13 protein-coding genes are annotated in these 13541 nt (G+C 53.0%); 10 read left to right on the plus strand and 3 right to left on the minus strand.

All coding sequences use genetic code 11. The features are described from left to right. Positions 1-138: 138 nt before the first annotated feature. The 3 genes from GO013_RS13040 (at position 139) to GO013_RS13050 (ending at position 2495) form a co-directional block, all read left to right on the plus strand. Complete coding sequence (locus tag GO013_RS13040) at positions 139-696, plus strand: hypothetical protein (protein WP_163811807.1); 558 nt, start codon at positions 139-141, stop codon at positions 694-696. A 44-nt stretch (positions 697-740) separates the two neighbouring features. Further along, entirely contained in the window at positions 741-2072 is a 1332-nt protein-coding gene (locus GO013_RS13045; RefSeq protein ID WP_163811809.1) for a right-handed parallel beta-helix repeat-containing protein, read from the plus strand. A gap of 141 nt (positions 2073-2213) precedes the next feature. Further along, a complete protein-coding gene (locus tag GO013_RS13050; RefSeq protein ID WP_163811811.1) occupies positions 2214-2495 on the plus strand; it encodes a DUF2325 domain-containing protein in 282 nt (93 codons plus the stop codon). Here the strand turns inward: GO013_RS13050 and GO013_RS13055 are convergent. The 3 genes from GO013_RS13055 to GO013_RS13065 all read right to left on the minus strand — a co-directional run bounded on the left by GO013_RS13055 (position 2492) and on the right by GO013_RS13065 (position 5414). Then, positions 2492-3448 carry a chemotaxis protein gene (locus GO013_RS13055; protein WP_163811813.1) on the minus strand — a complete coding sequence of 319 codons (957 nt, stop codon included), beginning with the start codon at positions 3446-3448 and terminating at the stop codon, positions 2492-2494. The two genes, GO013_RS13050 and GO013_RS13055, sit on opposite strands and share 4 nt — an antisense overlap. Positions 3449-3673: 225 nt before the next feature. Continuing rightward, the gene (locus GO013_RS13060; RefSeq protein WP_163811815.1) at positions 3674-4765 is read right to left on the minus strand and encodes an N-acetylneuraminate synthase family protein; all 1092 of its coding nucleotides are present in this window, start codon (positions 4763-4765) and stop codon (positions 3674-3676) included. 1 nt (position 4766) lies between these two features. Beyond that, a complete protein-coding gene (locus tag GO013_RS13065) occupies positions 4767-5414 on the minus strand; it encodes a winged helix-turn-helix transcriptional regulator (RefSeq protein WP_163811817.1) in 648 nt (215 codons plus the stop codon). Positions 5415-5925: 511 nt separating this feature from the next. Here GO013_RS13065 and GO013_RS13070 point away from each other — a divergent pair. From GO013_RS13070 to GO013_RS13100, 7 genes are all read left to right on the plus strand, one after another. Next, positions 5926-7665 (plus strand): long-chain fatty acid--CoA ligase, encoded by a 1740-nt coding sequence (locus tag GO013_RS13070; protein ID WP_163811819.1) that lies wholly within the window; start codon positions 5926-5928, stop codon positions 7663-7665. Next, a complete protein-coding gene (gene cysC / locus GO013_RS13075) occupies positions 7652-8263 on the plus strand; it encodes an adenylyl-sulfate kinase (RefSeq protein WP_163811821.1) in 612 nt (203 codons plus the stop codon). The genes GO013_RS13070 and cysC overlap by 14 nt, the downstream gene beginning before the upstream one ends. A 246-nt stretch (positions 8264-8509) precedes the next feature. Further along, positions 8510-9691, plus strand: coding sequence for an ABC transporter substrate-binding protein (locus GO013_RS13080; RefSeq protein WP_203529604.1), 1182 nt, complete (start codon positions 8510-8512; stop codon positions 9689-9691). 121 nt (positions 9692-9812) lie between these two features. Beyond that, positions 9813-10724: a branched-chain amino acid ABC transporter permease gene (locus GO013_RS13085; RefSeq protein WP_163811822.1), complete on the plus strand. Its 912-nt coding sequence runs from the start codon at positions 9813-9815 to the stop codon at positions 10722-10724. Between the two features lie 14 nt (positions 10725-10738). After that, positions 10739-11809 (plus strand): branched-chain amino acid ABC transporter permease, encoded by a 1071-nt coding sequence (locus GO013_RS13090; protein ID WP_163811824.1) that lies wholly within the window; start codon positions 10739-10741, stop codon positions 11807-11809. Positions 11810-11818: 9 nt separating this feature from the next. After that, the gene (locus GO013_RS13095) at positions 11819-12586 is read left to right on the plus strand and encodes an ABC transporter ATP-binding protein (RefSeq protein ID WP_163811826.1); all 768 of its coding nucleotides are present in this window, start codon (positions 11819-11821) and stop codon (positions 12584-12586) included. Further along, positions 12583-13320 (plus strand): ABC transporter ATP-binding protein, encoded by a 738-nt coding sequence (locus GO013_RS13100; RefSeq protein WP_163811828.1) that lies wholly within the window; start codon positions 12583-12585, stop codon positions 13318-13320. The genes GO013_RS13095 and GO013_RS13100 overlap by 4 nt, the downstream gene beginning before the upstream one ends. The last annotated feature ends 221 nt before the right edge of the window (positions 13321-13541 follow it).

Raw genomic sequence — 13541 nt, forward strand, 5'->3', positions numbered from 1 at the left:
ATGATATTTTAATCCTAGCCATGTCGGCCTCCTTTGAGCTTCACTTTTACTGGTACTGTTACCAGATTAAGCCTTGGAGTGCCGACATGGTATTTTTGTGTATTGAGATGGTATCCCACCACCCAAGGAGACCCAACCATGGCTTTTTTCGACCGCTTTGTGCAGCCGTATCGCATTGGTGAAAAGAATTTCGAACGAGGGCGAACCGCTGAATTCCGTCGCGATGAAACAAAGGCCGCCGCATATTTTGCCACGGCAGCCACCGCGTTTGACGACCATCTGCGCAAAAAAACCGCCGCACACAAGGACGTGCGCCCGTCGCATCTGGTCATGGCCGGTATCTGTTATGCCCGAACTGGACGTTTTGAAGACGCCCTCCACACCCTTGAAACATGTCTCGAAGCAAAGGATATTCCTGATGCCTTCCTTCATGCCGGATACGCAGCAGCCAAACTCGGCAAGACGAAAACCGCCATTGCGCACTGGACACACTACCCGGACTGGGCCGGACAACGCATCATCAGCACGGCCCTTAAAACAATCCTGCGGACCATTCAATCCGCCGATGAACCGGACCTTCAGTTTGCCTGTGAAGCCGTGGCCAACGCCATCCGAGCACAAGACGCATACAACCGTGTGGACAGGAATTTTCGAGACAGGGGACAACGAGATCGTGAACACCGGCAGGGATATTGACCCACCATTTGTCAACCCGGTCCAAAGCATGTAATTTCTTCTCCATGCCACACAGAATTCTTCGCTTGAAATTCACTCTATCCGGACTGGTCACGCTCTTTTTGCTGGCCCTTGTTTGTGCAGTTCCGGCCCATGCAGCCGATACCACCGTTATTGGCACTGACACTCCGACGCAGGATGTCCCCAATGTTCAGGCCGCCGTGGACAAGGGCGGCTCAGTGCTGCTCAAGGGACATTTCAATTTCGGAACCGACGGGCGAATCAAAATCACGAAAAACATCCGCATTTCCGGAGAAATCGACGAAATAGGTGATCCAAAAACACTCATCAGCGGCGGATTTTGGACATTGTACGCCCCTTTGCCGTACCCGGACGCTCCTCCGGCCGAAACCGGGCCCATTGTGGCCATCCGCGCCATCCGATTCGATCGGGCCAAAGGCTCGCCGCTTCATTTCCCGCATGTCAGTGGGCTGGATATCAGGGACTGTGTCGTGACCAACGTCCTTCCCCAACAAATCGACATCGAACGATCCGAACGGGACACCCTGCCCTTTCAAGCCGGAGTCGTTGTGGGCAATCGCATCGTCTTCACCAAAGGACCATTGAAAAAAGCGGTGACCGGCACGATTCGAATTGAAGACAATCGGTTTTTCATGGAAGACACCCACCCGGACACCACAGCGGGATTCGGCGTTCTCGCGAACTGGACCACCGGCGCAGCAATCACTATCCGCAACAACACGATCCTCCACACCTCTCGCAACGCCATTGAAGTGCTGGATAACGTCCGGGATATCAAAGGGAATGGGTCCATATCCATCGCCGAAAACCGCATCGTGACTGCCGAAGAAGGAATTCCCTACCCACACAAATATACCCCGAACGGCATTGTGGCCGGCTGGTATTTCGATACGCGAGGGGGCACGGATTTTTCCCGCAACAGTCGAATTGCCATAACCGGCAACCGCATCGAAGGACGCGGCAATGCCTCCACCGGAATATTGCTCTATGCCAATGACACTGTGGTCACCTGCAACGACATCGTTCTGGCAGGCGGCGACAGGTCTCGCGGCATCGTTCAGACCGGCTCGCGCGGTTTTTTTGCCAACAACCGGGTCCGGGGTGAAGGTCGATACGCGATCTATTGTTATCCCTTTGAATCACTCAAGGCCACGGCCAACACCTTTGCCTGGACCGATCTCAACGATTTCACTGGCATCAAGGGACATATCCTGCTTGGCGGTCAGGTCAACCTTGTCATCGGCACAGCCCCTTTCCTTCTGGATAAAGGCCGGGGCAACCGGGTCGTTGAAACGCCTCCATGCGCGCTCCCGGAAATCGATCCGGAAAACGAATCCTGGACCTCAACAGAATAACCGGATCGACCAAATCAGTGCCAATGGCCTCAGGCACTGTTCCTCCAACCTAAAAGAAAAACGGCTTTTGTGTTGACACCCCCTCATTCTCACTATATTGATTGATAACGATTTTCAATTTCAACAACAAAAGAGGCAAATATGTGTGCTGCGCTCGTTGGCGGAATGGACAGGCTCAAAAGGGAATACATGATTGAAGCCAAGAAAAATGGCGTCAAACTCAAACATTTTACCGGCAAGGAACGAAAGATATCCCAATCATTGGGAAACGTCGATTTTGTGGTGATGTTCACCAACAAGGTCTCCCACAAGGCCCGGAAAGACGTGCTTGACGCAGTGCGCGGCAAGAATGTTCCGGTCTACATGCACCACTCCTGTGGCATCAGCACCCTGCGCAAACAGTTGGGTGAAGTTGTCGGCTAACAGGACTCCTGTTCGCTCCATCCTTGAATCAACTGAATAACCTTCTGCGTCAATCCTTCGAATTCAGGCTTGGTTACTTGGGCATCAGCCATGACGGCCTTGCCTTTGTGCAGGACGGATTTTGAAATAAGTGATGAGAACAAGGTCACGGGCAACACCTTGAGCACAGGATCTTCCTTGATTCGGCGAGTCAACGTGTAGCCATCCATCTGAGGCATTTCCACGTCCGACACCACCGCGTCCAGATACTCCAGAGGACTTTTTCCTTCCTCGATGGATTTTTCCTTGATGTCTTGCAACCGTGCCCATGCTTCGGCCCCATCACCGACCATGTCCACGTCAAAATTCGCCGTGGTAAAATTATTTTCCAACAACTGCCGCACGGATGTGGAATCATCCGCGATCAATGCACGATATCGCTCATCGGCAACCACACTGTTCTCTTGCACATTGGCAGCCCCGGATCCGTCAAGATCAGCCAGGACCTGTTCAAGGTCGAGCATGAGGACAAATCGGTCCTTGATCTTGATCGTGCCGGTAATGCAGTTTGTCTCCATGGACGAAACGTACTTGCTGGGCGGCTCCACATCGGCCCAATTGACGCGATAAATCTGCGTTACGCCGGAAACCAGAAAACCGGTGATCATGGAGTTGAATTCCGTGACAATAATCGGTTCATTCGGGGCTGGTGCCTTGGTGATATCAAGCCAGACGCTCAAATCCACAACGGGCAAAATCAGATCTCGAAGGGGAATCGTCCCAAGGAAACTCGGATGCACGGCCGCTTCGGACCCTTCAAGTCCCTCTGGAGCCTCGACAACTTCAAGAACTTTGGCGACATTCACGCCATAATATTGGGTGACCACACCCTTCTCAGTCTCTTCCTTGACAAAAAACTCAATAATCTCAAGTTCATTTGTCCCTGTTTCCAACAATATATCAGCCTGGCTCATTTGGTTTCCTCCCTTCCCCGAATGGACTGTCCGAAGACACGCTTAACACGGCCTCATACCCAAAATGAATGATTATTTTCACTTTTATCCGATTTTGACACCACCCCTTTCAGGCACGACAAAACCCCACAAACAAAAAGCTCATGGGGTCTGAAAAAAACGACGCATCTTTCATGAACACGTCACGCTGTGACGCGCTGCATCAAGGGCACCGTATTCCCTTGTTCAGGACGTCGCGACCTCGCCAACAGTTCCCGCTTCATTCCGCAGGGTATCCCATTGGACGGGCTCTTCGAGCTGAACAGCGCGATTGAGAACCTTGCCCAAAACTTCATCCCAATGGACCGGAGACACACCGACTCTCGGACAACGCGTGGTCAGATCCGCTTCGGTCAAGACATGCCCCGCAGGCAATTCCCGAGAAAACACGATGCATTTACGGAGTTTTTTGGAAGCGGCCTGCTCTTCGGGAAACACGACCTTTCCCTTGACCTGAATGGCTTTTTCCACTTCCCGAATCATGGTCACCATGGACGCCAGTTCCTGCGGTTCCAGCGACGCTTGGTGATCGGTTCCCTTCAGGCTTTTATCCAACGTGAAATGCCGCTCGACAACACACGCTCCAAGAGCTGCTGCGCCCACACTGGGACCAACGCCCTTTTCATGGCCGGAATAGCCCACAGGGACGGTGTACCGTTCCCTCAAAGCGTCCATGACCGGCAGTCCAATCTGGTCTTCCGGGCAGGGATACGTGGAATTGCAATGCAACAGAATCACCTTGTCATGAAACGCATGAATTTCGGCCAAGGCCACATCAATATCTTCCAGACTGCTCATGCCGGTGGACAAAATGATCGGAATACCCGTAGCAGCATACTTGCGTACCAACGGCACATTGACCAGCTCAGCAGAACTGATCTTAAGCAGCTCCACATCCAGGCTGACAATCTGGTCAAGACTGGGTGCATCCCAGGCTGAAGCAAAAAAGATCAATCCCTTGGATTCGCTGTACGCCTTCAGCCGTCCCATTTCTTCAATAGACAACTCCAAAGCGTCACGATGCTCACCATAGGTCGGTCCAAAACTGTTGGGGCCGGTATACGGCGCAGCCCTGCCCTCCCGGGTCAGAAGGGCCTCGGCATCCCTTTTTTGAAATTTAACCCCCTGCACACCGGCAGCGGCGGCTTCATCGACCATCTTTTGGGCGATATTGTACTCACCTTGATGGTTGTTGCCGATCTCTGCGACAATAAAACAGGGATGGCCGGAGCCAATGGTGACACCTGAACGAAGTGTGACGGACTGAATCTGTTGCATATCAGAATCTCACAATTTGAAATCCGCGCTTTTCAGAATATGGCTCGAGCTGCTCGAAAATCTCGGCCTGTTTGCCAAAAGAAGTAATGACAACGGCATCGCAGTCAACCTGATCCAGAACATGCGGCGCGGAAACCACATGACCATTAAAAATCTGCCCCTGTTTCTTCGTATCATTATCAAGCAGTGCCAGTATTTGGAATCCTGTCTCTCGAAGAGCGGACAGCACCACTTCGCACGTCTCGGAAGCACCGAACAAGACCAATTTTGTCTTTCCCTGTTTTTCCAGAAAACCAAGCCGGTTCAACACGAATTCCTTGATCGTCGAGTACAGACGAACCGTTTCAGACGAATAGTCGGAAAACATCCGCTGTCGAGACGCCTTACCCTGTTCTGTCAGGGTATAGTTGTAGCTCTTTCCGTTGACCGGGTAAAATTCTATCAATTGTTCGGATTGCAGTTGCTTGAGATATTGATTGACCATGGCCCCGGACAGATGAAGCTGCCGACCCAACTCAAACTGGGACACTGTGGAATCCCGTGAAAGCGCATCCAAAATGGCAAGCACTCGCGCGCGCTTGCTCGGTTTCAGATAACACCCATCGGTTATCAACATTCCGGGAATCACATTTTCACCATGGTCAGCCATAACTCTCTCGGTCGTTCGTTCGGTCAATGAATCATCCTCGACACAGAGGATTTACACATCAAAACATGTCACTCTAGACAGGGGCTGTAGCCCTGTCAACACACCAATTTTCCATGATTTGAAACGGATTTTCGTCCATGTCTTTTTCAAAGCCATTGCGCGACAATCGTTGACACATTGAATAATCGGTCGGTTTCAATGCAAACTTTAGCCGCACGGAAATCCTTTCCTCATTCTGGAAACAAAAAAAAGAGTTGCAAAGAATCTGCCAAAACACGATTCTCCCGATGGCAAACGGGGCCCTCTCAGATCAACTCGCTGGCATTCATATGTTTATTTTTCATAACATGCTGCCAGAAAAACACATTTTCCCAGCCAAAACGGCAATGATGCGTTCGTTCGTCAAAAACTCGACTTGTCACCGTTTGAAACACACTGTATTGACCCCGTGCCCCGCCTATTATAGGTTTGGGAGACACTATTATTTCAACACAACAAGGATATCCTCTCCATGGAGCATATAGAACGCCCCTGGCTCAAGGCGTATGACCCTGACGTGCCGCCAACCCTGGACTATGACAAAATTCCCTTATTCCGTTTTCTGGACAGGGCTGCCCACAAATGGCCAAAACGAACGGCCATTGTCTTCAAGAACTGGTCAATCACCTATGCCAAGCTCAAAATTCAAAGCGAAATTTTCGCAGCCAATCTCAAAGCCGCCGGAATACGCAAAGGGGATCGGGTTGCCCTGATGCTCCCCAACCTCCCGCAGACCATCATCGCTTTTTGGGGCGTTCTGCGGGCAGGAGCAACAGGTGTCATGACCAATCCGCTGTACATGGAAACGGAAATCATTCACCAGTTCAACGATGCAGGGGTCAGATGCTGCATCACTCTGGACATGCTTTGGCCCAAATTAAATAAATTGCGAGGGGCCATTCCGGTCGAAAAATTCTACATCACCACCGTTGGTGAAGGATTGAAATTTCCCCTCAGCACTCTGTATAAACTCCAAGCCAAAAAAAACGGCACTGCTCCCAAAATCCCCTACGACGGAAAACACGTCCTCCCCTTCAAAGACCTGACCAAAGGCCGCGAGAGATTCACCGAAGAAAAAACGAACTATCAGGACCCGGCCCTGTTCCAATACACTGGCGGGACCACCGGCGTGGCCAAGGGATGCATTCTCAGTCATTTCAATATCAGTGCAAACATGCGGCAGTGCCATGCCATGATGCACACTCTGGGTAAGGAAAAAGAAACCTTTCTCGGTATCCTCCCCTATTTCCATATATATGGATTGACCACGTGCCTGGCCTGGCCCACCAGTCTGGGCGCAACGCTCGCTCCATTCCCGAGATACGTCCCACTGGATGTCCTCAAGGGCATCAACAAGCTCAAGCCCACGGTCTTTCCCGGGGCACCGTCGCTGTACATTTCCCTGCTCCAGCAGAAGAACATCGACAAGTATGATCTCAAGTCCATCAATGTCTGTGTGTCCGGGTCCGCGCCCATGCCAGTTGAATACATGGAACAATTCAAGGAACGCTCCGGCACCGCCATCACCGAGGGGTATGGCCTGACCGAGGCCTCTCCAGTCACCCACTTCAACCCGCTGGAAGGCGTGAGCAAGGTCGGTTCCATCGGACTGCCCTTCCCGGATACAGACGCAAAGATTGTTGATATGGAAGTCGGTGGCGACCCGCTCCCGCCGGGCAAGCGCGGGGAACTCGTGGTCCGAGGACCGCAGATCATGCAAGGCTATTACAACCGCCCGGACGCCACGGCCGACGTCCTGCGAAACGGCTGGCTGTACACCGGCGACATCGCCACCATGGATGAAGAAGGATATTTCTACATCGTGGACCGCAAGAAAGACCTCATTATCTCGGGTGGATACAACATCTACCCACGAGAAATCGATGAAGTGTTGCACTCGCATCCGAAAATCAAGGAAGCCGTATCCGTGGGTATCCCGCATGAAGCACGCGGTGAAATCGTCAAGGCATACGTCGTGACACAACCGGGCGAAACGTTGTCCAGAAGTGACGTCATTGCCTACTGTCGAGAAAAAATGGCCAACTACAAGGTCCCCCGCAAGGTCGAGTTCCGGGAAGACCTTCCCAAGACCATGGTTGGCAAGGTGCTTCGCCGCGCTCTGCGAGAAGAGGAAGAAGCAAAGATCGAAGCGAAAAAGGCCCGAAAAGCCCAAAAGAAAGCGCAAAAAAACGCAAAAAATGACACCCAATAACAGCAACGGTACATTCCGTGGCGAAGTCTTCCGGAAGCACCGCGAAACACGAAATGGCCACCGCGCCGTGACGCTGTGGTTCTGCGGCCTGTCCGGAGCCGGGAAATCAACCATTGCCCACGCCGTGGGAAAACGCCTTTTCGACAGTGGCATTCATGCCTACACTTTTGATGGCGACAACGTCCGGCATGGGCTGTGTGGCGACTTGGCTTTTTCACCGAAGGATCGAGCCGAAAACATCCGACGTATCAGTGAAATGACCAAACTCTTCATGGACGCCGGGACCATCTGCCTGTGCGCGTTCATTACCCCGGAGCACGACGTTCAACAGCGTCTCCGTGCCATGCATGAAGATGGGGATTTCTATCTCATCCATGTGGACTGTCCGGTCGAAGAATGTGAGAAACGTGATGTCAAAGGGTATTACAAACTCGCTCGGCAGGGAAAAATCAAAAATTATACCGGCATCAGTGCTCCGTATGATCCACCGGAAAACCCGGACCTGCACCTTGAAACAGCCACCAGATCCCTCGAAGACTGCGTGACTGAAGTCCTGGATTTTATCAAAAGGAAAACACTCAATTCGTCCATGAAATAAGCCATAAATACACAATTGAGTTTTTTGAAAACTTTATGTTGACAATATTGGAAACCGAAATTTTTCTTTTTGAAAAATTTCGGTTTCATTTCTTATGAAACACCTTGAAAAGACGTCTTTTATCCAACCATACCACCATATTTGCAAAATTGTATTTTGAAAACCCCCTTCCTCTAACGGGGTATTTCGTGTAAGCATCTACGCTGTTTCGATTGGTAACTACTATTTCTATGAGAGGAGGAGAGGATGAAAGGAGTTTTCAAAGGCATTGGTCTGCTGGTCCTGATGATGGTATGCAGTGCTTTTCTGTTGGCTGGTTGTAGCGAGGAAAAATCAAACACGATCAAGATCGGCTTCAACCTGCCGCTGACAGGTGACATCCCGGAAGTTGGCGAAGGGTCCAAAAACGCGGCAGAAATGTATCTCAAGGACATCAACGACGCGGGTGGCCTGGACGTCGGCGGCCAGAAGTATATGCTCGAATTCGTGTACATGGACAACGAATCCAAGGCAGAATCCGCCACCAATGTTGCCCTGAAACTCATTGACCAGGAAAATGTCGTGGCCATCATCGGTCCCAACTCATCCAGACAGGCTGTCCCCGCAGGCGGCACCTGCAATGAGAATCGCGTGCCCATGATTTCCCCGTGGTCAACCAACCCGAGCACCACGCTCAATCGCCCTTGGGTCTTCCGCGCCGCCTTCCTCGATCCCTTCCAGGGACCTGTTGCCGCGGATTTCGCATCCAAGAAATTCGGTGCCAAAACCGCTGGTGTCATCTTCGACGTGTCCAACGACTATTCCAAGGGTCTGGCCGAAATTTTCAAGACATCCTGGGAAGCCAAGGGATTGGGTCCGGTCGTCGCCTTTGAGTCTCACGGCACCAAGGATCAGGACTTTTCCGCGCAGTTGACCACCGTCATCAGTGCCAAGCCCGACTTCATTTTCGTGCCTGACAACTACAATCAGGTCGCCCTGATTATCCAACAGGCCCGGGACCTCGGCTACAAAGGCCCATTCATGGGCTCCGACGCCTGGGGAACTCCCGACCTCATCAAGCTGTGTGGCGACGATTGCTACGGCAACTTCTTCTCCACCCATTATGCTGCGGCCGGAGCCAAGGGCGCGACCAAGGAATTCATCGAACGGTATGAAGAAATGTACGGAGCCACCCCGGCCGACTACGCCGCTTTGACCTGGGATTCCATCGGCATGATGATTCAGGCCATCCAAAACGCTGGCACAGTCGAATCAGACACCATGGCCATGCGTAAGGCCATCCGTGAAGGCTTGTCCAACATCACATCCTTCGACGGCATCACCGGTTCCTCGAAATTCGACGCGCAAGGTGATCCCATCAAGTGCGCCGTGGTCGTCAGGATCTCCGACAAAGGCGAATTCGTCTTTGAAGAAGCTGTCTGTCCATAAGGAATTAACCAACATACTCTGATCGGGCGGGGGCTATTCGGCCCCCGCTTTTTTACCGTGAAAACGGGCCGACGCGCCTCAAATGTTGAAGGCCCACAGACAATTCCCGGGAAGTGCAACAGTGGATTTTATTATTCAGAACATACTCAATGCCCTCCAATGGGGCAGTTTCTATGCGCTCATCGCGTTAGGCTACACCTTGGTGTACGGCGTGTTGCGGCTCATCAACTTCGCTCATGGTGATATTTTCATGGTGGGTGCCTACATCGCCTTTTTCGTGGCCAGCTTCCTGCTCGGCCCGGCCATCGGGCTATCTCCTTTTCTCACATTCCTGGTTGCGGTTCCCCTGACCATGTTCCTGACCGCCTGCGTCGGCGTCACCCTTGAACGCGTTGCCTATCGACCACTCCGCCGCAAGGGAGCACACCGACTCTATGTTGTTATCACCGCGCTGATGTGTGGGCTGATCCTCGAATACTCCAACCTCGCGGTTCTGGGTGCCAGCCGTCTCAAATTTCCCGAGCTCGTCGAAAAATCGATCTGGCATTTCGGCGACGTCACCATCACCAACTTGAAAGTCATCGTCATCGTCACGGCCATCGCGGTTTTTGCCATCCTGAATTTCATCGTCACCAAAACGAAAATCGGCATGGCCATGCGTGGTATTTCCTACGATAAATTCGCGATCCCGCTCATGGGTATTCCCATTGACGCCATCATCGTTTTCACCTTCATTCTCGGTTCAGGATTCGCCGGACTGGCCGGACTGCTTTTTGCCATGTCCTATCCGGTCCTTGAGCCATTCATGGGGATGATTATTGGCTGGAAGGCCTTTATCGCGGCGGTTGTCGGCGGTATCGGAGACATCCGGGGTGCCTTTTACGGCGGGTTCCTCCTCGGCTTCATTGAAGTCGGTGTTGTCACGGTCTTCCCGTCCACCTACCGAGACCTGTTCGCCTTCACGATCCTGCTGATTATCCTGTGGATAAAGCCCACCGGATTATTCGGTATGCCGCAATCAACCAAGATCTAGTCGGGAGACATCACATGAAAAAATACTCTCTCAACTTCGTCATGGTTGTCAGCGCCCTCTTCCTTCTGTCCCTGGCGCAATTCGGCATCATCAGCAACTATATCCAAGCCGTGTTCATGTATGTGGGCATCAACATCATCATGTGCACATCGCTCAATCTGGTCAACGGCAACATGGGTGAATTCACCTGTGGTCATGCGGCCTTCATGTGCGTGGGCGCCTACGCCTCCTCCGTCTTGTCCGTTCTCTGCTTCGGCCAAACCCTCGGCACGCCCATGCTGCCCCCGGAAATGGCGATCTTCATCTTCCCGGTGATCATCTTCATCGGCGGTCTCGTCGCGGCCCTGACCAGTGTGCTGGTCGCTGTCCCGGCATTCAAAACCCGTGACGACTATCTCGCCATCATCACCATCGCCGTCAACTACATGGTCATTTCCGCCATTGAAAACATGAACTTCATTGGTGGCTCCCGAGGCTTTCAGGGCATGAAAGACACCGTCTGGGCCATGAAAGACACACTGAACGGCCCATGGATGCTTTTCTGGGTCATCACCTTCATGGTGCTCACCATCTGGGTCATCCGCCGGTTCATCACATCCACCTACGGCAAGGGCGTCAACGCCATCTGTCAGGATGAGACCGCTGCGGAAATCATGTCCGTGAACACCAACAAGATCAAACTGGTCAACTTCATGATCTCCGCAGGACTGGCCGGGTGTGCCGGTGGCCTGTTTGCGCATGTGGTCGGCTACGTCAATCCTCAATCCTTCAACATCCTCAAATCCACCGAGGCCATGGTCATGGTCTATCTCGGCGGCATGGGATCGCTCTCCGGCGCGGTCATCTCGGCAGTGGTCTTCACGTTCCTGATGGAAGTTCTCCGTTCCCAGTCCCTCATTGATTTCCTCATGGCCCCGGCAACCTTCGTTTTCCCGGATTGGGAACCGTCAGCTGGTGTCATCAAATGGGTTATCATCCCCCTGCTTCTCGTCCTGATCATGCAGTTCAGGCCCGAAGGCATCATGGGAAACAAGGAACTGTCAGACGTGTTCCCGAAACTCAAAAAGTACTACACGTTCAAATAGGGGGACACCATGTCACTGCTTAAAATTGATACCATGACCCAACGATTCGGCGGGCTTCAGGCCGTGTCCGAATTCAGCATCGAAATGCAGGGCGGCGAACTGATGGGGCTGATCGGTCCCAACGGTGCCGGCAAAACCACCATATTCAACCTGATTTCCGGCTTCTACCAGCCCACCGAAGGGACCATCACCTTTGACGGTGCCCCCACCGCCGGTCTCAAGCCGCATCAGGTGACCTCCATGGGCATCGCCCGAACCTTCCAGAACATCCGCCTCTGGCACGACATGAGCGTGCTCGACAACATCCGCATTGCCCAACACTACCGCATGGGCTATTCGGTCTGGGATTCCATCATTCGTGGTCCCAAATACCGGGCACGCGAGGCCCGAATTCTGGAAATCGCCGAGGAACTGCTCGAAGCCATGTCACTCACCGACGTTGCCAACGAATTCCCGAAGAACCTGTCCTATGGCCTACAACGCCGTGTGGAAATCGCCCGGGCCATGTCCATCCGCCCAAAACTGCTCCTCTTGGATGAACCCGCCGCAGGGCTGAACTCCTCCGACGTGGAAGACCTCATCAAGCTCGTCCACTGGATTCACGAGAACTTTGACATCACGATATTCATGATCGAGCACCAGATGAAAGTCGTGACCTCCCTGTGCCAATGGATCAAGGTCATCGACTTCGGGGCCACCATCGCCGAAGGCACTCCTGAAGACATTCAAAGCAACCCGGCCGTCATCAAGGCCTATCTCGGAGATGACACCATATGACCACTCCACTCATCGAGGTCGAAGACCTCTACGTCAAATACGGCAACATCGAGGCCCTTCACGGTATCAACTTCACCGTTGCCGAAGGCGAAATCGTCACACTCATCGGAGCCAACGGAGCTGGCAAATCCACGACACTCATGTCCATTGCCCAGCTCCCGCCACCCGAAGCCCCGCAGATCACCCAGGGTGACATCCGTTTCAATGGCTCGTCCATACTCGGCATGGCCCCGGACAAGATCGTCAGTGACCTCCACCTCGCCCTGGTGCCCGAAGGCCGACACATTTTCGGCAATCTCACGGTCGAGGAGAATCTCAAGTTGGCAACCTATGCCCGCAAGGACTCACAGGCCGACATCGACCGGGATTACAAACGCGTCTATTCCCTGTTCGCCCGACTCGACGAACGCAAAAAACAACGCTCCGAATCCCTGTCCGGCGGTGAACAACAAATGCTCGCCGTGGGCCGCGCGCTCATGTCCGGCTGCAAGATCATCATGCTCGATGAACCCTCCATGGGACTTGCCCCCCTGCTCATGTACGACATGTTCCGCACCCTCAAGGAACTCAATAAGGAAGGCATGACCATTCTCCTCATCGAACAGAATGCCAACCTCGCCCTCAAATTCGCCCACCGAGGCTATGTCATCGATACCGGAGAAATCGTCGCCCAAGGCCCCTGTGACCAGCTCCGAGACGATCCCGATGTCAAAAAAGCCTACCTCGGCGGATAAAATGTCTCCGACAGCCTAAAGGGGAACCTCTCTCAAGAGGCCCCCCTCTGGTCGTCAGAGACATTCCATGCCACCCTACCGGGAGGCGCTTTCAGCGGGACCAGGACGCTGTCCTGGACCTGCCAAAGGCCCCTTTGAAAAGGGGCCTCTGGACTCCCCGAAACTTTTTGTCGCTCGCTTCGCTCGAAGCTGTCGGTAGCCGTTGTTCGTGCGGCTTGTGA

Source organism: Pseudodesulfovibrio sp. JC047, from assembly GCF_010468615.1.
In the GTDB taxonomy this organism is placed as follows: domain Bacteria; phylum Desulfobacterota; class Desulfovibrionia; order Desulfovibrionales; family Desulfovibrionaceae; genus Pseudodesulfovibrio.